This is a genomic window from Lactococcus sp. NH2-7C, from assembly GCF_029953655.1.
GTDB lineage: Bacteria > Bacillota > Bacilli > Lactobacillales > Streptococcaceae > Lactococcus > Lactococcus lactis.
In genome coordinates this window covers 1969037-1991410 of record NZ_CP124538.1, presented here as the reverse complement: position 1 = coordinate 1991410, position 22374 = coordinate 1969037, and the positions used below count along the sequence as shown (strand labels likewise).

Below are 22374 nucleotides of genomic sequence, written 5' to 3'. Positions count from 1 at the left end.
GGAAATTTTATGATGTGAAATTATTTATATTTTTATCTCACATTTTGATTGTTAACTGATTTTTTAGAAGATATTTTTGACCTTTATTCATAAAACTAATAGCATGGTCATTATTTTCTTTTGACAAATTCATTTTATCTTTAGTCAATTCTACATGAATAGCCTCTCCATGATAGTCAAAACCATATTCCAGAACTTTCCATTCCTTTGGTAAATGCGGCTCAATGCGTAATTGACTTTCTATCATCCTCAATCCACCATAACCAAATACAATCATTTGCCAAATTCCTCCAAGGCTTGCCGCGTGAACACCTGCATCTGAAGACTTCATATATTCTCCCATGTCAATATTTATGGCCTTATTAAAAAAATCATAAGATTGCTCTAATTTCCCCAAATCTGCCGAAAGAATAGCATGTGTAGAAAGGCTTAAACTACTATCATGAGTAGTTTTAGGCTCATAATAATCAAAATTTTTCAATTTTTGTTCTTTATCAAATAATCCTTCAAAAAGTAGCATCAAAAGTAAGACATCAGCTTGTTTTGTAATTTGCATTTGGTTGACTTGCTCCAGATTATAATCGTGAAAAAGACTATCAACACCATCAGAGTCACGATATTTCTGCAAATCTAATATTTTTTTACTAAGATAAGTATCATCTTGCGGAATAATTCCATCAGCTGTCGCTTTTGGTAGAAAAATTTTATCAACTTTTTCTGACAGGTTTTCTGTCAGTAAGTTCAGATTGAATTTTTGGTCTAATTTGTCATAAATATCGGGTTTTTGACTTTTTAATTTCTGAATTAAATCTATGGCAAAAGTAACATTCCAATGAGCAGTATAATTGGTATAAGCGTTGTTATTGACATGTTCTTTATATTCGTCAGGCCCAATCACATCCCGAATTTCATAAGAGTCATCTTCCTGAATATACTCCAGTCGACTGGCCCAAAATTTTGCCGTATCAATCAAAATTTCATAAGCTTTATTTTCCTCAAATTCTTTATCGCCTGTCACATCAATGTACTGTTTCACACCAAAGGCAACATCTGACGTAATATGCTGTTCAATAAATCCTGACCAAATTTTTGTTGACTGTCCTGTCACAATATCTGCCGCTCCCCACACAGGAGTTACTTCTCCGTCAGCAGGATTTGCCGCTTCCCATGGATATTGGGCACCTTCATAGCCATTGACCTTCGCTTTTTTATGCGCACCATCAAGTCCCAAATAACGATAAGTGACAAGATTTTTAGCAATTTCTGGGTGTGTAAAATTAAAATAAGGTAACATGAAAATTTCAGTATCCCAAAATGTATGTCCCTTGTATCCCTCCCCAGAAAGTCCTTTTGCACCAATATTCATATGCTCATCATGTGCGGGTGCCATGACGTGCAAATGATATTTGGCAAATCTAACAGCCAATTGGTCACGGAAATTTTCAGATTCAATTTTTATCGGATGTTTTTTCCAAATTTGTTGCCAAGCAAGTTGCGATTCTGTTAGAAGTTCCTGATAAGTCAACTTCTCTATATTCTCTAATTCATGAACCGCTTGTTTCCGTATTTCATTCAAATCCTGACTTTCAAGGTCATTATCAATTGAAGTATAAACAGACCCTCGTTTTTCAACAGTGAATGAACTATCAGCGGCAAGTTCAAAATTATAATTCATAAAGAAAGCACGCCGTCCAGTTTCTGGTCTCTCTGATACTCTTATATCAAATTTATGCTCGACTGTTTGTACAAATTGAATTTTTGAATGAGTTGTCATTGATATCATTTGGATAAATTTGCCATTCATCAGCCCTTTTTCACCGTCAGTAAAATGCTGACTGCCCTCGTTGGAAACCTGTCCGTTAATTCCTGTGTGTATTTTTATACTGACGGCTCTGTCAGTAAGATTAAAAAGTTCTAAATGACTGACCTGCAAGTGCTGACGTTTTTTTGAGATAAATCTTTGAAATTTGAATTTTAACTTTATATCGTTTAATTCCCAAATAAATTCTCGACTTAGTTCGCCATTTTTAAGATTCAGACGTTTAGAATAATTTCTGACAAGGCCTTGTGTCAGCGAAAATCGTTGGTCATTAATAACAAATTCCATTCCCCACATATCAGGAACATTAGGTAATTCAGTGACTTCATTTTCATCGAATGAATTAAAAGTTCCTGCTACAAAAGTATCTCGTTTCTCGCCAATGTAAGCTTCTTCCTCGCTAGAACGACTCCCAAAATAACCATTACCCAAAGCCATTGTAGCTTCTGATTTTCCCAAATAACGCTCGTCAAATCCTTTTTGCTCAATCTGCCAAAGATTTTCTTCGTTGTAATACATAAAACTCAAATTTATTCTCCTTTTTAAATTATTGACATTAAACTAAAACGTTTTAGTAAATTCTTAAAATTTTTTATAAGCTTTAATGATCAAAATAATGTTGATTTCGAAAAATCAAAATGATCATTCCAAAAATGTAAGTTCCAAATATCAATATTAATCTTACCTGCAATAAAAATCCGAGTAAGAAAAATGGTAAACCATAAATTAAATATGCTCTGATCATTTTCATTGGGTCATAATCATTTCGATAAAACCAAGCTAGTAAATAAGCAACTAAGATTGTCAAAATAAAAACTGAAGCTAATGGTAAAATTGGACTTTTTAAAAATTCTGGTAGATTGTTCTGATTAATCACTAACTGTCACCTCACTTCTTCCAATTTTATCATGTAAAAACTGACCATTTACGAAATACATAACCACACTAACAAGAATAAAAATCCAACCAACCATTGGTAAAAAATAGAGTAACTTAGCCAGCTCACGCTGGGACACTTCCAATAAATCTGTTGACATTGTTCTCACTTTTAATTTAGCAAAAAATTTTCCAATTGTTTTTCCCTGAAAGCTACTTTCTGAAATTAAATTGTACAAAACAAAGAGAATAGTTGCAAAAAAATCCCCAATGCCACTCACTTCTTTATTGGTGAAAACAAGCTGAACAAGAAGTAAAACCGGCAAATAAACAATTATTAAATCAATCAAGGTTGCTAAGAAACGTTGTACAAAAAATAATGTTCTCATTTCTGCCTCCAACTAAAACGTTTTAGTTCCACAAAAACATTATATAGTAATCGCTTTCACTTGTCAATAAAAAAATATGAGTTTCTTACTAAATTAACTCATATTCATATTCATATTCATATTCATATTCGTACTTTCGCGCTCAATAATTTGAAAAGGAACAAACCGATGTTTGATTTCTCCACTCTCGATTTGACAGATTAAATCCTTCACCGCATACTCCGTGATTTTCTTAATATCTTGCCGAACTGTCGTTAAAGAAGGGGTAATATAACTCGCAAGTGTAATATCATCAAAACCAGCGACTGCGACTTTATTGACCAAATTCAACTTTCTAAATGCCTTTATAATCCCAATTGCCATAATATCAGAAGCTGCAAAAACTGCATCTTCTTTTTTAAATCCTTTGTTTTTAGCATAATCAATTGCCCATTGATAAGCTTCATTTTCGGAAAAATTTGCATAAAAAATTTGTGAATTATCAGTTGCTGCAAGATATCCGCTCTCACGTTCTTGGGCAACGGTTGCCACTTTAGTTCCATTGATAAAAATAATATTTTTATGACCTAACTCTATCAATAAACGAGTCATTTCAAAGGCAGCCTTGACATTATCAGTTGAAACTGTTCCAACTTTATCATTTTCTATATCCAGATCAATCGCAACAGTAGGCAAATCAAAAGTTGCCAGTTCCTGATAGTAAGGGTCAGAAATACGTAATCCCTGAATAATCAATCCCGTAATATCACGCTCATTGCAAAATTGCTTTAAACTTTTTTGTTTTTGTTTAGTTGAATTTGTGGCATAAAAAACAAATTCATAATCCGTCTTATCCAAATTATCAACCACTCCACCTAAGACCTCTAAAGGCATTGCTACTCCCGGTGTAACATTTATTTCATTTAAAATTAAAGCAATAATTTTTTTCTTCTTACTTGAGAGTTGTTTTGCTGCACTATTTGGAGTATAGCCCAATTCCTTAGCTGCAAGGTTAACTTTTTTGATTGTTTTATCACTGATATCTCCATAATTATTAAATACTCTAGAAATTGTACTCACGGATAAACCTGTATGTAACGCAACATCCTTAATTGTTACTTTCTTCATCACATCCCTCTTGCTCATTTTTTTTAATATTACCACTTTTCCTATTTCTAAACAACTATAAATAAAAAGGTCCTTGATAGAACCATTTTATTTATATACTATACCAATAACATATCCATCCAACCTTTTTTGTAAAACCTCCGACTCTTCCACATAAATTTTTGTTTGGATTGTTTTTTTCAAATTTGAATAGTGAAGAATCACTTGATGAGAGCCTGGAAATTCACGCAAAATTTGTGAAATTTTTTGGTTATACTTCTCATCTCTTAAATTTAGCCAAAGTTTTCTATCCGTTTCTAAAGCTGGACTTATTCGGTCTGCAACCAGCTGTAATTCATCATTACGTTCTGTTACTTTTCCACTGATGAGGTAAAACTTTCCTTGTTCAAGTTCACAGGAAAATTGACGATAAATCTCTGGAAAAAGTGTCACATCAAAATTTTCGCGACTATCAGATACTGTTAAAAAGGCCATTGTTTGCCCCGTCTTAGTCCGATGGGTTCTAATATAATTGATTTCAACCAAGATAGTCGTTCGTCTATTTTTCACAAGTTGAACAAGAGGTGTAAAATTACCTTCAAATCTGCGAGCTAGATTTTGCAAAGGATGTGGTGTTATCCCAATTCCTAATAAATTTTTTTCAAATTCATATTTTTCAGTTTCCGAATAATCTTCTGCCTCATGGTAGGCAAAGCCCCCACCAGAACTTGCCATAAAGATATCATCACTATAATAATTTAATAAATTAGCATGGTCAGCCAAATTATAAGCTAATTTCCCTCGATTTGAATCTGCATAATCAAAGGCACCAATCTGAATCAAGGGAAGAATGTTTTCTTTTTTATGAAAATTATTAGGTAATTTTTCGACAAAGTCTGCTAAATCTTTGTAGGGTTGATTTTCAACAATCCATTTTGCTAAATCACGAGAAATTCCTTGAATGCGAGCCAATCCTAAACGAATCTTTTTATTTTTTACAAAATCGCCAATTTTCATCAGATTGATGTTTGGTTTTTCTATTTCAAACCCATTTTCTAATGCATCTAAAATCATCACTTCACGCTTACGGTCACGTAATTGTATTTCATAAAATTCATCAGGAAAATGTGCCTTAAAATAAGCAATTTGAAAAGCAAGCGCTCCATAAGCAAAACCATGAGAACGGTTAAAACCATAATTAGCAAAACGTTCAATTAAGTCATAGATTTCTTCTGATTTTTCTTTAGAATGTCCATTGTGAGTTGCGGAAACTAAGAAATCTTCACGCAACTTTTCTAACTCAGACCCTTTTTTCTTAGAAATTGCTCGTCTAAGAAGGTCAGCTTTCCCAAGAGAAAAGCCAGCAAAAGCTTGAGCCACCTGCATAATTTGCTCCTGATAAATCATAATTCCGTATGTTGGCTTTAAGATTTCACTAATAGAATCATCCACGGTAGGCACAATTTCTTTTCCATGCCGTCTAGCAACAAATTGTGGAATAAACTGTGATGGACCAGGACGGAAAATTGAAGTTGCATCAACAATATCATCAAATTTACTTGGGGCAAGATTTCTTAAAAAACGTCGCATTTGTGGATTTTCAAACTGAAAAATTCCCATGGTATTTCCAGCCCGAAAAAGTGCCAATGTGTCTTCATCTTCCAAATTTATTTTTAGTGGATCAACATCAATTTTTTGACGTCTTTTCACCAAATCACGTAATCTAGAAATTATTGTTAAATTACGTAATCCCAAAAAGTCAATTTTCAAAAGTCCAATTGCTTCAACATCTGGCGCCTCATATTGCGTCAAAGCCAAATCTTCTGACGGTTTTAATGATACATAATTCACCAAGGATTCTTCAGAAAGGACGACACCTGAAGCGTGTGTTGAAGTCTGACGAGGCATTCCCTCAATTCGTCTTGCGACTTCATAAATTCTTTTCAATTTTCCATTTTTTAACACTTCAGCTTTAAAACGTTGATTATTTTCATACTCATCAGCCAAAGTTCCAAAACGACGCACAAGCATTCTAGTTAAATTGGATAATTCAGCTTCAGACATTCCAAAGGCTTTACCAACATCTCTAAGTGCCTGTCTTTTACCCAATGTTGAAAAAGTAACAATTTGTGCGACATGGTCTGAACCATATCTGTTTTTCATATAGGCCAATAATTCAGCACGACGGTCATCTGGCATGTCAATATCAATATCGGGCATGGCGACACGTTCTGGATTCAAAAAACGTTCGAAGAAAAGATTATGTTGAACAGGGTCAACTTGTGTAATTCCTAAAACATAAGCAACTAAAGAACCGGCCGCTGAACCACGCCCCATTCCACAATAAATTTCTTGTTCACGGGCATAACGCAACAAATCCGCGACAATCAAGAAATAGTCATCAAATCCCATTTGATGAATGACTGACAACTCTTTTTCTAAACGTTCTTGATAAACTGACAAATCTTGCAAATTTACTGACGAGACTTCTGTCAGTAAATTTTTTTCTTCAAGTCGAGCTGACAAACCTAAAGTCGCTTCTTCTCGTAAATGTTCAACTGCCTGTCTCTTCTTATCGAATCTAGGAAGCTCCAATTTTTCATCGAACTGATAAGCAATCTTTGCTGTTAATGCTGACAGATTTTTCAAAGCCTGTGGAAAATATTTCAGGAAGTAAGTCTCATAAGCTTCTGGTCTTTGAAGAAGTTCATTAGAACTGATTGTTAAACTTTCATCGAAAGAAACTCCATCACGCACTGCATGCAAAATTGCTAAAATTTCATTATCAGCAAAATTCAAATAGCGAATAGCAGGAAAAGGAAGTGTTGGTAAATTAAATTTAGCCCCTTTATCTGTCAGTTGATCAATCCCAATAAAAGCTTCATCAGCTACTGACGAAAGTTCTGTCAGCTCGCTCAAACTTCCGTAAGTTTCAGGAATAATCAAGGCGATTCCTGATAAATGATTTTGAATATCAGAAAATTGACGGCGTCCATAGTTATGAAGCGTCGAAATCCGAAGTAAGTTTTTATAACCTTCAGTATCTTTAGCAATAAAAGAAAAAGCAATTGGTAAACCCCGCCATTCAAAATTTAGCTCAATACTAATAATGGGTTGCAAATTAAATTTTTGAGCTTTTCTGACAAAACGAAAAGCAGCATGAAGATTCCCAACATCGCAAATTCCAACCGTTTGATAACCTAAATGGTGCGCCATTTCCAAATAGTCATCAACTTTAACGACACTATCTAAAAAACTATATTCAGTTTTTGTATTCAAGGGTGCAAACATATTTTCCTCCTTTCTTGCTAAAACGACTGGTATTTCTTAATTAAAAGATATTAATTTTATTATACTATATTTTAGCTTGAACTTGGGATAAGTTTAGACAAACTAAGAACAAAAAAAACGTCAAATTTTAGTTATTAAACTCAAACAAAAGTAATTAAATTTAACTAAATTGATATCAAAAAACAACTTAACGGCTGAAAACGTCCAACATTTTTGACATTTTTTGATTTTAAAAACTGCTTTCATTCTTATTTTTAATTCGTTTTTATTACAAAAAACTAAGATGTTTCACCTTTTTATTAATCGTAATAAAAAATTATAAAAACTAAAAGAATCCTTTAACAACAGCATTTATAGCTTATATATTAGCAATTTGACGAGAACTTTTTTTTGCACTATAATGAGCAAGCCATGTTTATTTATTACTAATTTTTAATTAAACAATCACTAAAACTAAAAATAGAATGGGAAAGGTGTAATGACAGTGCTAGTATTAGCTGGAACAATCGGAGCAGGAAAAAGCTCTTTAACTGAGATGTTGGCGGAGGAATTGAAAACACAAGCTTTTTATGAGAGTGTTGACGATAATAAAGTTTTGCCATTATTCTATGAGAACCCTCAAAAATATGCCTTCTTATTACAAATATACTTTTTAAATAAGCGATTTGATTCAATCAAAAGAGCCTTGTCTGATAATAATAATGTATTAGACCGCTCGATTTATGAAGATAGTCTGCTTTTTCATTTGAACGCCGATTTAGGACGAGCAGATGAAACGGAAGTCGAGGTATATGATGACTTACTTAACAACATGCTGGAAGAAATTGATAGTTTATCTTTCAAAAAAAGGCCTGATTTACTCATTCATGTCAAAGTTTCTTTTGATAAAATGCTAGAAAGAATCAAAAAAAGAGGACGTCGATTTGAACAATTGGAATACGATCCAAGTTTATATGACTACTATAAAGAATTAAATAGCAGATATGATACTTGGTTTGAAGCTTTTGATATTTGTCCCAAAATCCAAATTGATGGCGATAAATATGATTTTGTAGAGGATGAACAATCAAAAATTCATGTTTTGCAACAAATCAAAGAAAAATTAATAGAAATTGAAGGAGAAAATAATTAATGAATGTCACTGTCTTTCTTTCTTCAAGAGAGGGAAAAAATCCAATCTATAAAGATACAAGCGAAAAATTAGGAATATTACTTGCGAAATCAGGACATACCCTCGTCTATGGTGGATCCGAGGAAGGATGTATGGGAATGGTCTCAGAAGCAGTCATTCGTCACCAAGGCAAAGTTATTGCCGTTTATCCTGATGGAATTCTCCCTTTAGAACCACCTCGCCAAAATGCCAGTCAACTTTATTTAACAAGTGGAATGGATGAGCGCAAGCGTAAACTCATTGATTTAGGAGAAGCTTTTGTCATTTTAGCTGGTGGATTTGGGACAATGGAAGAAAGTTTTCAACTTTTAACTGAGATGTCTATCAACCAAACCGCTGTCCGCCCAGTCATTTTTGTTGGTCGAAAATTTTATCAACCTCTCTTTGACCTACTGCGCTTGCAACTTAAGGAAGGGATGATTTCTAAAGAAGTCATAGATGCCATTTCTCTTGTTGATACTGCCGAAGAAACCATAGAATTGTTAGGAGATTTGAAACTTGAACAAGTTGTTTAACCAAGCGGTTAACATTTACCTTGCCGCACCATTTTTTAGCGAAACTCAAATAAAAAAAGTTGAACTTTTAGAAAACGCACTTTCAAAAAATAAAACAGTAGCAAACTTTTTTAGCCCAATGAGATGTCAACATCCTGAATCTTTACCACAAGAAGTTGAAGCTTTTACCCCTGAATGGGCCAAAGCGACAATGGAAAATGATGTAAATGAGCTAAATAAAGCAGATATCATCGTTGCAATTGTTGATTTCGATCATCAAGATACCGATTCTGGAACAGCTTGGGAGCTTGGCTACGCCATTGCTTTAAAAAAACCAACCTATCTTATTCGTTTTGAAGATACTATTCCAGCAAATATAATGCTCACTGAGCGAAATAGAGCTTTCTTCATCCAGATTGAACAAGTTGAAGAATATGATTTTTTAGAGTCTAAACTAATCCCATATAGTGGAAAATACCAGTAGTAAAGAGATAAGCACCTGCTTATTTTTATCTTCTCCTTTATATATAAAATTTGAAATTTGTCATAATTTGTACTATACTATAGGCGGATAGAAAATAATGGAAAGAAGCGTAAATATGAAACTTATTGTCACACTTTTTTGGTCGCTTGCTCTTGGACAAGTTGTAGGTTATGTTGCAACTGCTCTTGCTGGCGTTCCAGACCCTGAACTTTGGACAACGATTATCTCGCTTATCTTTGGCCTTTTTGTATATCTTTTCCAAGCTGTTGCTGTGGAAAAAGAGGCTAAAGCAAACTAAATTACTGATATTTTATCAGGTTATTTCACTAAAAAACGTTTGAAAATAGAAACTCTTGCTCTGCAGGAGTTTTTATTTTGGTCCTGAGGCTTGCAAATTTCTTAAAATACCTTATAATTTAATATGGACATATTTAAACTGTCCTTTAAAAACCTAAATGAAAGGAGAGCGCTCAAGCTTTGAAAGGTCGACCCAAACCCGCAATTATTATGATTACTTATTCTGTCAAATTGACCAAGAGTAGATTGGCGCTCTTCTTGTGCCAGCTTTTTGATTTTAATTCAAAAAACTTGACCCATTTCACAAAATAAGAAATTTGATTTTACAAGCTTGAACCATGCTATAAAATGGCTCCAACTCCAATTAATAAAAATAAAGTCGTCTGTCTTGTTAACGGTCGTGTTCATCGTCGGTCAGGAGGAGACTTCCTTGAGAATCTCGATCCTAGCCTTCAAACCGTTATCATGCGCGATTACCCAGAAGCAACCAGTCATGATTTCATTTGTAATGAACATCAGGTTAAATTCCGTTTGGAGGTCTTAGATACCCTTTTTCATCTTGACCTTCAAAAAAACTTTACCGTTAATGACCTACTTAATGAAGAATTAACTAAGGCAAATTTTGAGATTCATGACGTGGAAGAACAACTTCAAACCCAAGAAACTATCGGTGAACGTGTGGCTGATAAAGTTACTGAATTTGTTGGTTCTTGGGCTTTCATCATCACTTATCTCGGAATTTTAGTCGTTTGGATGTTTATTAATGTCTCTGGGATTTTTGGGGTTGAGTGGGATAAATATCCCTTCATTCTCCTCAATCTTTTTTTATCAATTACGGCCGCAATGCAAGCCCCTTTGATTATGATGAGTCAAAATCGTGCTGCACACCATGACCGCTTGTCTGCTAAAAATGACTTCCAAGTCAATGTTAATTCAGAAAAAGGGGTAGCTGCCTTACACGAAAAACTTGACCATTTGATGATGGATGATCAAGCTTCAAATATGCAAATTCAAAAAATTCAAACCGAAATGCTTGGAGATATTCAAATTCTTCTTAATGAAGTTTATCAACAAAACCAAGATATTCGTGAGCGTTTGGATGATGTCGAAGATCAACTTGATGATTTTGAAGAAACCTTTGATAGTTTTGAAGAAACTCTTGACAGTATTGAAGAAAATACTGATGATGAGGAAGAAGAAGGCATGGCTAATGCTGATTAAAAAAAGTCTGTTCGATTGAACAGGCTCTTTTTTTAACTAAAATAATCTATTTTTTCCTGAATTTCAGAGACTGATTGTTTGAGCTTAACTTCTTCTTCAAAAGTTAAGGGAAGTTTTACAAGTGCCTCTACTCCCTCTTTGCCAATTAAAGCAGGGGTAGAAATATAGGATTTAAACTTTTCATCATAATGTGAACAGATGGCAATACTTTTTGCATCAGAAAGCACCAGATTCATCAGAGATACTGTTGCGACAGCTATGGCAACATTAGTATAACCTTTCGTATTAAAGACAGCAAAGCCTCCTTGACGCGCTTTTTCTTCTAGGTCTTCTAAATCTAGATTTTTTTCTTTAGCAATCTCTAAAAAAGGTTGTCCACCAACCCTGACCGTTGACCAGGCAGTAAATTGCGAGTTCCCATGTTCCCCAAGTACGTATCCTTCAATAGCCCGACCATCAATTTTTAATGCTTTACTTACTTGTGCTTTCATTCTTGCAGTATCTAAATAAGTTCCCGTTCCAATAATATGACTTTGAGGGAGGTTCAGTAATTGAGAATAGAGATTAACAATCACATCATTTGGATTGGTTGTTGCAATCAAAATTCCTTTGAAATTCATCCTATTTAATTGCTCAGAAACATCTTTAATTTCTGGAATATTTGCTTTTAATTCTGTAAAACGGTCTCCGCCAGATTTGATTAGTTCAATATGTCCTAAGGTCGATAAAATGACATCGGCATTTGCTAAATCGGCATAATCTCCAACATAAATTTTGACATAGAACGGTAAAAGAGAAAGGGCATCTAGAAGATCTAAAACTTCTGCTTCAGCTTTTTCTCTTTTTTTGTCAATAATAACCAACTCGTCTACAAGGCCTCCTTGAACAATACAAAGAGCCACCGTTGCTCCAACATGACCGCAACCAATTAAACCTACTTTACGCATTTTTCACCTCATTTTCTTCAACTTTAAATTGAATCTATTATAATACAAAAAGGCTGGTAAAACAATATATATTTCAAATATTCTGACTATTTAAAGCAAATAAAAAACCTCCTAATCTCGGAGGTTTTTAGCATACATTATTTACTATTTTCAACTGCCACACGAATAAATTCTGTGTAGAGTTCTTCTGGACGATTTGGACGTGATTGCAATTCTGGGTGATATTGACATGCCACGAAGAATTTTTTATCAGAAAGTTCAACAATTTCAACCAAACGGTTATCTGGTGAAACTCCTGAGAATACAAATCCTGCTTTTTCAAAGTCTTCGCGGAATTTGTTATTAAATTCATAACGGTGACGGTGACGGCGTTGAACGACTTCAGCATCATTATAAGCCGCTTTAGCGCGTGAACCATTTTTCAATTTAGCTGGGTAAAGTCCAAGACGTAGTGTTCCACCCATGTCTTCAACATCAACTTGGTCACGCATAATGTCAATGACTGGATATTTTGTTTCAGGGTCTAGTTCAAATGAATGAGCTCCTTCAAGTCCAAGAACATTACGGGCGAATTCAACTGCTGTCAATTGCATTCCAAGACAGATTCCAAGCATTGGAACGTCATTTTCACGCGCATATTTAATAGCTGCAATCTTACCTTCTGTTCCACGTTGCCCAAAGCCTCCAGGAACAATGATCCCTGCAGCATCACCAACAAGTTCAGCAACATTTTCATCGGTTACATCATTAGCATTAACCCAGTTGATATCAACTTCAGCATCAGATGCATAGCCTGCGTGTTTAAGTGCTTCAGTCACTGAAATATATGCATCTGGTAACTCTACGTATTTACCAACCAAAGCAATTTTTACTTTTTTCTTGAGGTTCATGACATGGTCAACCATTGCTGACCACTCTGTCATATCTGCTTTTGGTGCTTCAAGTTTTAAATGGTCACAAACGATTTGGTCCATGTTTTGTGCTTGAAGTTTCAATGGAATTTGGTATAAGTGTTCAACATCAAGCGATTGAATGACTGCTTCTGGTGCTACGTCACAGAACATCGCAATTTTATCACGCATTTCTGTCGTGATTGGAACTTCACTACGTAATACAAGCATGTTAGCTTGGATACCATATTCACGAAGTGTCTTAGTCGCATTTTGTGCGATTTTAGTTTTTAATTCTCCAGCAGCACGCAAGTGAAGAATTGGGACAGTATGGATATACATGACGTTGTCAGCACCAACTTCGGCCTTCATTTGGCGTAAAGCTTCAATAAATGGCAAGCTTTCCATATCGCCAACTGTTCCACCAACTTCTGTGATAATGATATCTGCATCAGTTGTTGTTGCTGCACGCTTAATTTTTTCTTTCAACATGTTAGTCACATGCGGTACCATTTGGACAGTTGCTCCGAGATATTCTCCTTTACGTTCTTTACGAAGAATCTCACTGTAAACTTTACCGGAAGTAACATTTGAATACTTATTTAAATTGATGTCAATGAAACGTTCATAGTGACCAAGGTCAAGGTCAGTTTCAGCACCATCATCAGTAACAAAGACTTCACCATGTTGATAAGGGCTCATTGTCCCTGGATCGATGTTAAGGTATGGGTCAAATTTTTGGACAGTGACTTTAAGTCCACGATTTTTAAGCAAACGACCGAGCGATGCCGCTACGATCCCTTTACCCATTGACGAAGTACCACCACCAGTGACGAAAATATACTTAGTTGACATCTAAATCTCCTATAATCTTTTTACAAAACAGAAATAACTGGGAAAAACAAAAACAGCTCCCCAGAGGGGAGCCTACCGTTACTGATTTTTTATAATAAAAAACCAGTGCCCGAAAATAATTATATCTGATTTTTCCTTTTTTGTCAAAAGTCTGTTTTTTAATTTTTCATGAACCTTTGTAATATTAGATTTTGTACTTATTGTTTATATTATAATCTATAAACATCACTTATTTTTTAATTAAGAGCTTCTAAAAAATCTTCTTGTAAGTTATTTTTAAATGCTATACCAAAATCTTCTAATACTTTTTGAAGCGCATATAGACTGTAAGCCACCTTATTTGGTTTCGCATTTTCTCCCATGTGCCCAATTCTTAAAACCTTACCAGCCAAATGATCAAATGATCCTGTAATCATCACTCGATAGTTCTCACGCATTTTTCTTAAAATTTCTTGGTCATTCAGACCTTCTGGCACTTTAATAACACAAACGGTATTTGAATAGCCATTTTGCAAATAAAGGTCTAAAGGAGAATTTTCAATTGCTTGTCTTGTCGCATGACCAATCATCATATGACGTTTCAAAATTTCTTGGTCGGAAAGAAGATTATCTATCGCTTGGTCTAATCCATAGATATCAGAAATTGGCATGGTATATGGAAACCATTTTTTTTCATAATAATCTTTAAAAGTAAGGAGATTACAATAAAAACTTGCGATGGGACTTTTTCTCTCTTTCATCGCTTGATAAGCCTCTGTTGAAATAGATACAATTGTTAAGCCTGGTGGAGCTGAAATAACTTTTTGAGAGCCACCAAGAGCGATGTCAATTTGCCACTCATCAACTTGTAAATCTTCACCCCCCATCGCCGCAACTGAATCAACAACGGTTAGAATTCCATATTTTTTTAAAAGAGGACAAATGTTTGATAGATCATTTAAGACGCCTGAGGGCGTATCACAATGAACAACTGTTGCATATTTGAAGTTATGATCTTTTTCTAAAAATTTTTCCAGAATTTCTAGGGAAAATGTTTCTTTTTCTGAACTCTGCAGTAGAATTGCTTCACCACCGTAAAGCTCAATGAAATCAGAAAAGCCATGACCAAAAATACCATTATCAAGTACCAGAACCCGGTCACCTTTTTCGGTTAAAGAAGCACAAGCCGCTTCCAATCCTAAAATTCCTTCACCAGCTAATATTCTGACATCATTTTTTGTTTTTAAAAATTGGGCAAGTTTACTACAAGTCTTTTTATAAAAGTCATAAAAATCTAAATCAATATCTGGATTGGTTGTTGCCTTTGCTCTTGCTAGTCGAACATTTTCAGTCACCTCAGTCGGGCCTGGGGTCATAATTAACATCTCTTTCATTTATTTGTACCTCGCACGTTCTCCACCAATGAGTTTAGGACGTGATTTAAGAGCTGTTACGTGAGCACCTCCAAGTTCTTTTAAGATAGGACGAACGGGGATTTGAACATGCTTTACGTGCATTCCAATACTAGTATCGCCAATATCTAATCCTGCTTGAGCCACAATATGCTCTACTTCAACTGGAGATTTAAAGAGTTGATAGGCGGCAACTTGACCACTTCCACCAGCATGAAGTTGTGGAATCACAGAAACGATTTCCCAGTCTTTTTTTTCGGCTAATTCTTCTTCAATGAGTAAGGCACGATTAAGATGTTCACATGCTTGGACCGCCAGATAAATTCCTTTGTCTGACAAGGTCTTGTATATGACAGAAACAATGACCTGACCGATTTCGCTAGAACTGGCATGGCCAATTAAACCACCATTTACTTCTGATGAAGATAAACCAAGAACAAAGACTTGACCAGCTTTAATTTCTGTTTGTTTTATGACATCATCGATAATGACTTGTGTGTCTTTTTTAAGCTTTTCTAAATCCATTTAAAATACCTGTCCTTTCAATGAGTGGGCTTAAGACTTTTGCTAAAATAAAGCCAACCACAACTTGAATAATATTTACCCAAAGTCCCGCAATAGCTGAACCCCAGCCATACATTAATCCACCAACAATAAAATATCCTCCAACCATAAAGACAAGACTGAACAAAAAGTTAAGCCATTTGTATCTCGTCCATCCTGCAAGATAGCCTTGACCGCCATGAATAATTAAGCTGAAAAACATATAGTTACTGTATCCTGCAGTCAAATCAAGTAGAAAGGCTGCAAATCCTCCAATTATTGCCGCCTCTCGTTTACCGAACAGAAAGACTGCTGTATAAATTCCGACATCCAAAAGGGTTAATATATTTCCGGCTGAACCTGGAATAGGGAAGGTAAATAGGCGACCCAGAACAAAAGTGACTGCTGTCCAAATCGCAAGTAAAGTTAATTTTTTGATATTTCTGTTGTCCATGAGTTTCATCTCCTACTTTTCCTAGAAGTTTGGTTTACTTTTGGAAATTTATTTTTTATTTTGAAAAACACCATATTCATTTGCATTTTGAATTGCTTGATAAACGAAGTCTTTTGCATTCTTGACTGAATCTTTAAAGAGGTGATTATAAGCCATATTAGCCGCAATAGATGAAGCAAAGGTACAACCTGCTCCGTTGTTATTATTTTCTATAATCGGGCTTGATAATTCATAAAAAGCTTTTCCATCATAAGCAAGGTCAATGGCTTGTTTTTGGTCAAAGCGATTTCCTCCTTTGATGACGACATTTTTTGCTCCAAAATCATGCAAAAGTTTGGCTGCTTCTTTCATCTCTGATTTACTTTTTACTGACAGCCCTGTCAGTATTTCTGCTTCTTTGAGATTCGGGGTAATTACAGTCGCCAAAGGAAAGAGTTGGCTGATGAAAAGGTCACGCATTTCATTGACCGAATAGTCAGCATTTTCTTTAAAAACAATGACTGGGTCTAATATAATTGGAGTATCAGATTTCACTGACAGAGCTGTCAGCCAGTTTTTGGTCAGTTCAAGTATTTCTTTATTGGGTAATAGTCCTATTTTTATGGCTGAAAAGTCCACATCGCTTAAACTTTCCAACTCTTCTTGAAAGAGTTCTTTTTCTACTGTATGAACAAAAAATTTATCTTCTTTGACAGTTACAATGCTTGTTAAGGCGCAAAAGCCATAAAGCCCATTGGCTGCAAAAGTCGCTAAATCAGCTTGCATCCCGCCTCCGGATAGGATATCTGAACCTGCAATTGTTAGAATTTTTTTGCTTTCATTTAAATTCTTTGGCATCTTCTCTCCATTAATTTTACTGACAGTAGCTTTTAGATGTCAGTATTTTCCGCATATTTGACTTCTTTCAAATATAAACCCTCAGGTGCCGCTGTTGGTCCTGCAAAATCTCTATTTTTAGAGGTCAATATTTTATCTATTTGGCTGACAGGCATTCGGTCATTACCAATTTTAATGACTGTTCCAACCATGTTTCGCACTTGTTTATACAAAAAGCCATTGCCACGAAAAATAAATTTGAAATTTTCTTCATCAAGACGGATAATTTCTGCCTGATAAATCGTTCTTACTTTGTCATCAACTGATGAACCCGATGCTGTAAAACCTGTAAAATCATGTTCCCCAACCAACTTTGACATTGCTTCTTGCATTCGCTCAAAGTTAAGTGGATAGCGAAAATAGGCTTTAGAATGTCTTTGAAATGGACTTCGTGTGATTGAATTTTCTAGATAATACTCATAGGTTTTTTCATGCTTTTGATATCTTGCATGCCAATCATCTGGGACAAGTTCCACTTTTTTTACTGCAATATCTGCTGGGGTTTGAGTGTCCAAACCAAAACGTAAACGTTCCAAATCACGAACTTTTCCCTTTAAATCAAAATGAATGACTTGACCAAAAGCATGAACTCCAGAATCCGTTCGGCCTGAGCCTTGTAAAATAACTGGCTCAAAAGAATTTAACTTCGTCAGTATTTTTTCAATTTCTTTTTGAACTGTTCTTTGATTTGTTTGGCTTTGAAAACCTGCAAAATCTGTACCATCATAGGCGATTGTGGCTTTGTATCTTGTCATTTTTCTATTATAGCACAATTTTTATTAGGACTTTATTTTCTTTTTTTATAATGGTTTATCCTTTTTTAATACGTATCTTTTAAATTTTTTTCGTAAAAAAGTATAAAAAAATGCCCCACTACGAAGGTGGGGCGAGGTTTGGCACCATGATCCGAGGGGGATTCGAACCCTCGACCGTTCGCTTAGAAGGCGAATGCTCTATCCAGCTGAGCTATCGGACCAAATTGTTTCTGTCAGTAAGTTTTTAAGCTAAAATTACTAACAGAATCAAGTTTATCATATTCTCTTGTTTTTTTCAATTATTGACCTGTACCGTAGCCATAGTTACCTGTGTTTGTATTATCTGTTCCATAGCTAGAGGTTGTACTGTCATTACTATTATTATAGCCATCATTATAGGTATCATTTTGCTGATAAGTAGAATCAGAACTTGATGTTGCTGTAGAATCGCTTGCTGAGCTAGAGGAGCCCGAACTTGAAGCTGATTGAACTGAGCCACCACTTGTCGAAACATAATTCCCTGAATTTTTAGAATTCAAAGAAACAAGATTTCCTTGCGTATCAACACCATAAGTTACCGCTGATTTTCCTTTTTCAGTTACAGTAGCTGACGGAAGATAATAAAAAGGTGCTGTTCCTGAGCCAAAAACTGATTCATAAGTAATCAAACTGCTTGGCAAAGTGGTCACTGTTGATTCATCAAGCGATTTCTTCATGATATTTTGCATCGCGAGATAAATATCTGTTGGCATAAATTGATAAGAAGCACCATCAACCATTTCACCAACACCTTCATATTGAACAGAGACTACTTTGTTAAAGCAATCTTTATAACCTAGTAATGAAGTAATTGTTGAGGCATTAATTGGAATATTAGTTCTAAAATCTTTTGAGGCTTCGTTCAAAAATTGTTCATAGCGTGTGATATTATCTAAAGCTAAAATTTTCTTCATGAGTGCTGCAATGACTTCACGTTGATGAGCCGCCCGACCGTAGTCACCATTTGGTAAATGATGTCGATCACGAGTATAAACTAAGGCTTGGTCACCATTGATGTGCTGTTTGCCAGGTGGAACTTTCGCAGTATATTGTGGCTCTGTATCTGAAATATAGAGGGTTTGCCCTGTGGTATTGTTAATATCAATTCCACCAACATTATCAACCATGTTGACTAAACCATCAAAATTGACGGTTGCAAAACTGTCAATATTAATACCAGTCTGAGCACCAATTGTTTTCATGGCATAACTTACAGCATTTTTTAAACCATCAGAAGACGACCCTGAGTTATAACCTAAGGGATAAGCTGCATTCATTTTTTGCTTAGAAACAATATTTCCGTCAGCATCTAAAATGTTAGTCATCGTATCACGTTCAATTGAAACCATTGTTGTCGTGTGCGTTTTAGGATTAAGTGTCATCAGAATTTGTGAGTCAGAATTCCCATTCCATGAATCGGAAGTTCCACGCCCCTCGCCTCCTGTGTCAACCCCCATAAGTAGGATAGTCAGAGGTTCAGTTGCCTGAATGACTTGTTCTGTCTTTTTATTCCCAGCATTAGTGTAAGTCATTTTAAAGGCTTTTGTTGTACTGTTCAAAACGGTTAATGTATATCCGCCTGCAGCAATTGCCGTTACTAAAATAATACTTCCAAGCATGAGAAGTGTTTTTATCCAAAGCTTCATATTAGCATTATATCAAAATTCTGATTTTTCACAACAAAAAAAGAAAAATTAGATTTTAATTTTTCTTTAATTATATTTAATTTTACTGACAAAAGGGTCAACTATTAGTCAAAAAATAAAACATATTCGCAAACATCAATTAATTGGCCCTTTTCATCTCGGGCGCCCCATTTTTTGACATTTTCTAATTCAAAATCAAACTTTTCATAGAGATGACGTGCTTTTTTATTACGTGCTTGGACAGTTAATTCCAAACGCTTGATTGTTCCAACTTCTTTTACCCACTCAAGTGCATCTTCTAGTAGAATCGTCCCAATGCCATAACCTTGATAATCTTCTGACACAGCGATAAAAAGTTCCGCAATATGACGTACTCGATAATGATAATCCGCTGTCAAATGCAAAATACCAGCAATTTCATCACCAACGAATGCCAGAAAATAAGCATTATTATCTTTCTCAGCTTGTCGATTTAAAAAGTCCGTCATTTCTGCTTCAGAGATTAAAATTCCTACTTCATCAATGGTCAAAAAATTACTTTCTGTTCCAACCTTATTGAGAAATTCAATGACTCTAGGACTGTCGGCGCCATTTGCTTCTCTAACAATTAGCTCTGTGGTCATAAGTTATTAACGAGCTCCTCATATCTTTTCCCATGCGGTTTCAAAATAATTTTACGCTCTTGATCATTGACCAAATCTTTAGAATACTTATCAAAAATGACTTCCAGATAATTTTCTGGCAAATCATCGCCTAACATTTCGCCCCATTCAATGACTGAAACACCATCACCGAATAAATAATCATCTAAATCAAAGCTATCTGGATCATCACCAATGCGATAAACATCCATATGATGGAGCGGCAAACGTCCTTCCAGACTTCTGACAATTGTATAAGTTGGACTTTTAACCATTTGATGAATATCTAATCCCAAAGCCAAGCCTTTGGTAAAAGTTGTTTTTCCAGCCCCAAGCTCGCCCGTTAAAACAATAACATCTTGAGCCTCTAATTTTCTTCCCAATTTTTGTGCAAATTGTAACATTTCTTCTTCGTTAAATTTCATGATTTTATTATAACACATCCCCTAAGACACTATCTAACGATTGCAACTGATGAGTCTAAAAACAGTCAAACTTTAGAAAATTCCAGTGTTGCCACTTCAAAAAGTTTATCTCCTTCATTATCACAGTCTTTAAAATAAAAGCTGTCAGTAAAATTTACTGACAGCTTTTCAAAAATTTGGGCAAAATAAAAAACCTTAAATGGCTTTTTATCTTCTTCTGCGACGATACTCTTTTTGTTGTTTTTTATGATTTTTAAGCAATTCATCTGCCTGCATATTAATTTGCTGAGTTTCTGTCAGTACTTTTTCTTCATTTGGTGCTTTTTTAGAACTTACTGATGGCTCAGCTGTCATTGAATTTGAAGGAGTTTTCCCATTTTTAGAACTTTGTGCTTTACTGACAGGATTTTTCTTCTTGCCACGGCCACGCAAATGACGCACAAAAGCAATAATTCCCCCAATGATTGTGACTGATGCTGACAAACTGGTCAATGTCATCAAAAGAATATTGTTCCCTTTTGCATTATTATTGACGGTTTCATTAATAATTGTGGTTGAATTTTTAGTTTCTTTTTGACTGCCAGAATTTTTATCTGTTGAGCTGTCTCGATTTTCTACTACCGGAGGCGTTTGATTTTGCCCAACATTATCTGTCTGATTTTGAGCAGTGGTACTTGTTTGTGTTTGATTTTGACTTGTCGAATTCGTTCCTTCAGAGGAACTTGTGTTTTGTGAACTACTGCTAGCTGAACTTGCTGAATTTGAGGTACTCGAAGTCCCAGTTGAGCTTTGAGCTGTTGCATCTGCTGAACTTGCTGAAGTCCCGGTTGCCGTTTCTCCATAAGCAATCGTTCCAAAATTAAGCAAGGCTATCAGACCTATACTATAAATAATTTTCTTCATATTCAAATTTTATGATAGTTTTCTTAAACGAACTTAAAATTTATTAATGTAATAAATAAACAACGAGGTACTTTGATATTTCTTTCAAATATTTTTTGGTACAATGAACTTATGAATAAATCAACGTTTTCTTTAAATGATACTGCATGGGTTGATTTTTATCAGCTCCAAAACCCTCGTCAAAACGAAAATTATACTTTTCCTGCCATTATTATCTGCCCTGGTGGTGGTTATCAACATATTTCACAAAGAGAATCTGACCCTCTGGCCTTAGCTTTTCTCGCCCAAGGTTATCAAGTATTTCTTCTTAATTACACCGTGATGAACAAAGGAACAAACTATAACTTTTTATCACAAAATCTTGAAGAAGTTCAAGCTGTTTTCTCTCTAATTCATCAAAATCATAAAGAATGGCAAATCAACCCTGAGCAAGTTTTCTTACTTGGTTGCTCTGCCGGAGGACATCTGGCCGCTTGGTATGGCAATTCTGAACAAATTCATCGACCAAAAGGAGTTCTTCTCTGCTATCCAGTAACTTCTTTCACTTTTGGTTGGCCTAGTGATTTGTCACATTTTAATTTTGAAATTGAAAATATCTCAGAATATAATATTTCGGAAAAAGTCACTTCCTCAACTCCTCCAACCTTTATCTGGCATACGGCTGATGATGAAGGCGTCCCCATCTATAACAGCCTTAAATATTGTGATCGGCTCTCAAAACATCAAGTTCCTTTTGAAGCTCACTTTTTTGAATCTGGACCTCATGGTGTCTCTTTGGCTAATCGTTCAACCGCTCCTTCTGATGCCTATTGTCTTCCATCAGTACATCGCTGGGTTTCTTGGGCTTCTGATTGGTTAGAAAGACAAATCAAAAATTAAAA

Annotated in this window: 22 protein-coding genes and 1 tRNA gene; 6 read left to right on the top strand and 17 right to left on the bottom strand. The window is 35.2% G+C overall.

Features of this window, described 5'->3' with window-relative positions; genetic code table 11:
- Positions 1-37: 37 nt before the first annotated feature.
- The 5 genes from QJV49_RS10010 to QJV49_RS09990 form a co-directional block, all read right to left on the bottom strand.
- Positions 38-2338: a glycoside hydrolase family 65 protein gene (locus tag QJV49_RS10010; protein ID WP_225512687.1), complete on the bottom strand. Its 2301-nt coding sequence runs from the start codon at positions 2336-2338 to the stop codon at positions 38-40.
- Between the two features lie 82 nt (positions 2339-2420).
- Positions 2421-2696 carry a hypothetical protein gene (locus QJV49_RS10005; protein WP_225512660.1) on the bottom strand — a complete coding sequence of 92 codons (276 nt, stop codon included), beginning with the start codon at positions 2694-2696 and terminating at the stop codon, positions 2421-2423.
- Positions 2689-3084, bottom strand: coding sequence for an RDD family protein (locus QJV49_RS10000; RefSeq protein ID WP_225512659.1), 396 nt, complete (start codon positions 3082-3084; stop codon positions 2689-2691). The genes QJV49_RS10005 and QJV49_RS10000 overlap by 8 nt, the downstream gene beginning before the upstream one ends.
- A 93-nt stretch (positions 3085-3177) precedes the next feature.
- Entirely contained in the window at positions 3178-4191 is a 1014-nt protein-coding gene (locus QJV49_RS09995) for a LacI family DNA-binding transcriptional regulator (RefSeq protein WP_225512658.1), read from the bottom strand.
- Positions 4192-4278: 87 nt separating this feature from the next.
- Entirely contained in the window at positions 4279-7461 is a 3183-nt protein-coding gene (locus tag QJV49_RS09990) for a DNA polymerase III subunit alpha (RefSeq protein ID WP_225512657.1), read from the bottom strand.
- Positions 7462-7939: 478 nt separating this feature from the next.
- Here QJV49_RS09990 and QJV49_RS09985 point away from each other — a divergent pair, with 478 nt between their 5' ends.
- The 5 genes from QJV49_RS09985 (at position 7940) to QJV49_RS09965 (ending at position 11128) form a co-directional block, all read left to right on the top strand.
- On the top strand, positions 7940-8593 hold the full coding sequence (locus QJV49_RS09985) for a deoxynucleoside kinase (protein WP_225512656.1): 654 nt from the start codon (positions 7940-7942) through the stop codon (positions 8591-8593).
- A complete protein-coding gene (locus tag QJV49_RS09980) occupies positions 8593-9147 on the top strand; it encodes a TIGR00730 family Rossman fold protein (RefSeq protein WP_225512655.1) in 555 nt (184 codons plus the stop codon). Before QJV49_RS09985 ends, QJV49_RS09980 begins: the two co-directional genes overlap by 1 nt.
- Positions 9131-9610, top strand: coding sequence for a nucleoside 2-deoxyribosyltransferase (locus QJV49_RS09975; RefSeq protein ID WP_225512654.1), 480 nt, complete (start codon positions 9131-9133; stop codon positions 9608-9610). The genes QJV49_RS09980 and QJV49_RS09975 overlap by 17 nt, the downstream gene beginning before the upstream one ends.
- Positions 9611-9707: 97 nt before the next feature.
- Positions 9708-9908 (top strand): YjzD family protein, encoded by a 201-nt coding sequence (locus QJV49_RS09970; RefSeq protein WP_012897261.1) that lies wholly within the window; start codon positions 9708-9710, stop codon positions 9906-9908.
- Between the two features lie 347 nt (positions 9909-10255).
- Positions 10256-11128, top strand: a complete 873-nt coding sequence (locus QJV49_RS09965; protein WP_225512653.1) for a DUF1003 domain-containing protein — start codon at positions 10256-10258, stop codon at positions 11126-11128.
- Between the two features lie 32 nt (positions 11129-11160).
- Here the strand turns inward: QJV49_RS09965 and QJV49_RS09960 are convergent, their stop codons facing one another.
- The 12 genes from QJV49_RS09960 to QJV49_RS09905 form a co-directional block, all read right to left on the bottom strand.
- Positions 11161-12075 (bottom strand): lactate/malate family dehydrogenase, encoded by a 915-nt coding sequence (locus QJV49_RS09960; protein WP_225512652.1) that lies wholly within the window; start codon positions 12073-12075, stop codon positions 11161-11163.
- 137 nt (positions 12076-12212) lie between these two features.
- Positions 12213-13820, bottom strand: a complete 1608-nt coding sequence (locus QJV49_RS09955) for a CTP synthase (RefSeq protein ID WP_225512651.1) — start codon at positions 13818-13820, stop codon at positions 12213-12215.
- 236 nt (positions 13821-14056) lie between these two features.
- Positions 14057-15193 (bottom strand): alanine--glyoxylate aminotransferase family protein, encoded by a 1137-nt coding sequence (locus QJV49_RS09950; protein ID WP_225512650.1) that lies wholly within the window; start codon positions 15191-15193, stop codon positions 14057-14059.
- On the bottom strand, positions 15194-15736 hold the full coding sequence (locus tag QJV49_RS09945) for a TIGR01440 family protein (RefSeq protein ID WP_225512649.1): 543 nt from the start codon (positions 15734-15736) through the stop codon (positions 15194-15196).
- The gene (locus QJV49_RS09940) at positions 15717-16217 is read right to left on the bottom strand and encodes an ECF transporter S component (protein ID WP_225512648.1); all 501 of its coding nucleotides are present in this window, start codon (positions 16215-16217) and stop codon (positions 15717-15719) included. Before QJV49_RS09940 ends, QJV49_RS09945 begins: the two co-directional genes overlap by 20 nt.
- Positions 16218-16256: 39 nt before the next feature.
- Positions 16257-17045, bottom strand: coding sequence for a bifunctional hydroxymethylpyrimidine kinase/phosphomethylpyrimidine kinase (locus QJV49_RS09935; protein WP_225512647.1), 789 nt, complete (start codon positions 17043-17045; stop codon positions 16257-16259).
- A 32-nt stretch (positions 17046-17077) separates the two neighbouring features.
- The gene (gene truA, locus QJV49_RS09930) at positions 17078-17839 is read right to left on the bottom strand and encodes a tRNA pseudouridine(38-40) synthase TruA (protein ID WP_003131523.1); all 762 of its coding nucleotides are present in this window, start codon (positions 17837-17839) and stop codon (positions 17078-17080) included.
- Between the two features lie 147 nt (positions 17840-17986).
- Positions 17987-18060: transfer RNA gene (locus QJV49_RS09925), tRNA-Arg, on the bottom strand.
- Positions 18061-18138: 78 nt separating this feature from the next.
- Entirely contained in the window at positions 18139-19524 is a 1386-nt protein-coding gene (locus QJV49_RS09920; RefSeq protein WP_225512646.1) for an LCP family protein, read from the bottom strand.
- Between the two features lie 104 nt (positions 19525-19628).
- Entirely contained in the window at positions 19629-20147 is a 519-nt protein-coding gene (locus QJV49_RS09915; RefSeq protein ID WP_225512645.1) for a GNAT family N-acetyltransferase, read from the bottom strand.
- Positions 20144-20590 carry a tRNA (adenosine(37)-N6)-threonylcarbamoyltransferase complex ATPase subunit type 1 TsaE gene (gene tsaE, locus QJV49_RS09910; RefSeq protein WP_225512644.1) on the bottom strand — a complete coding sequence of 149 codons (447 nt, stop codon included), beginning with the start codon at positions 20588-20590 and terminating at the stop codon, positions 20144-20146. The genes QJV49_RS09915 and tsaE overlap by 4 nt, the downstream gene beginning before the upstream one ends.
- A gap of 207 nt (positions 20591-20797) precedes the next feature.
- Complete coding sequence (locus QJV49_RS09905) at positions 20798-21493, bottom strand: ATPase (RefSeq protein WP_225512643.1); 696 nt, start codon at positions 21491-21493, stop codon at positions 20798-20800.
- A 111-nt stretch (positions 21494-21604) separates the two neighbouring features.
- On the opposite strand from QJV49_RS09905, the gene QJV49_RS09900 reads away from it, so the two are divergent.
- Complete coding sequence (locus QJV49_RS09900; protein WP_225512642.1) at positions 21605-22372, top strand: alpha/beta hydrolase; 768 nt, start codon at positions 21605-21607, stop codon at positions 22370-22372.
- Positions 22373-22374 lie beyond the last annotated feature (2 nt).

Bases quoted from the DNA above. Each gene is read 5' to 3' on its own strand.
- QJV49_RS09980 (WP_225512655.1), top strand. From the start codon at position 8,593: ATGAATGTCACTGTCTTTCTTTCTTCAAGAGAGGGAAAAAATCCAATC.
- tsaE (WP_225512644.1), bottom strand. From the start codon at position 20,590: ATGAAATTTAACGAAGAAGAAATGTTACAATTTGCACAAAAATTGGGA.
- QJV49_RS09955 (WP_225512651.1), bottom strand. From the start codon at position 13,820: ATGTCAACTAAGTATATTTTCGTCACTGGTGGTGGTACTTCGTCAATG.
- QJV49_RS09965 (WP_225512653.1), top strand. From the start codon at position 10,256: ATGGCTCCAACTCCAATTAATAAAAATAAAGTCGTCTGTCTTGTTAAC.
- QJV49_RS09990 (WP_225512657.1), bottom strand. From the start codon at position 7,461: ATGTTTGCACCCTTGAATACAAAAACTGAATATAGTTTTTTAGATAGT.
- QJV49_RS09915 (WP_225512645.1), bottom strand. From the start codon at position 20,147: ATGACCACAGAGCTAATTGTTAGAGAAGCAAATGGCGCCGACAGTCCT.
- QJV49_RS09935 (WP_225512647.1), bottom strand. From the start codon at position 17,045: ATGCCAAAGAATTTAAATGAAAGCAAAAAAATTCTAACAATTGCAGGT.
- truA (WP_003131523.1), bottom strand. From the start codon at position 17,839: ATGACAAGATACAAAGCCACAATCGCCTATGATGGTACAGATTTTGCA.
- QJV49_RS09950 (WP_225512650.1), bottom strand. From the start codon at position 15,193: ATGAAAGAGATGTTAATTATGACCCCAGGCCCGACTGAGGTGACTGAA.
- QJV49_RS09940 (WP_225512648.1), bottom strand. From the start codon at position 16,217: ATGAAACTCATGGACAACAGAAATATCAAAAAATTAACTTTACTTGCG.
- QJV49_RS09900 (WP_225512642.1), top strand. From the start codon at position 21,605: ATGAATAAATCAACGTTTTCTTTAAATGATACTGCATGGGTTGATTTT.
- QJV49_RS09905 (WP_225512643.1), bottom strand. From the start codon at position 21,493: ATGAAGAAAATTATTTATAGTATAGGTCTGATAGCCTTGCTTAATTTT.
- QJV49_RS09995 (WP_225512658.1), bottom strand. From the start codon at position 4,191: ATGAAGAAAGTAACAATTAAGGATGTTGCGTTACATACAGGTTTATCC.
- QJV49_RS10000 (WP_225512659.1), bottom strand. From the start codon at position 3,084: ATGAGAACATTATTTTTTGTACAACGTTTCTTAGCAACCTTGATTGAT.
- QJV49_RS10010 (WP_225512687.1), bottom strand. From the start codon at position 2,338: ATGTATTACAACGAAGAAAATCTTTGGCAGATTGAGCAAAAAGGATTT.
- QJV49_RS09960 (WP_225512652.1), bottom strand. From the start codon at position 12,075: ATGCGTAAAGTAGGTTTAATTGGTTGCGGTCATGTTGGAGCAACGGTG.
- QJV49_RS09985 (WP_225512656.1), top strand. From the start codon at position 7,940: ATGACAGTGCTAGTATTAGCTGGAACAATCGGAGCAGGAAAAAGCTCT.
- QJV49_RS09945 (WP_225512649.1), bottom strand. From the start codon at position 15,736: ATGGATTTAGAAAAGCTTAAAAAAGACACACAAGTCATTATCGATGAT.
- QJV49_RS09920 (WP_225512646.1), bottom strand. From the start codon at position 19,524: ATGAAGCTTTGGATAAAAACACTTCTCATGCTTGGAAGTATTATTTTA.
- QJV49_RS09970 (WP_012897261.1), top strand. From the start codon at position 9,708: ATGGAAAGAAGCGTAAATATGAAACTTATTGTCACACTTTTTTGGTCG.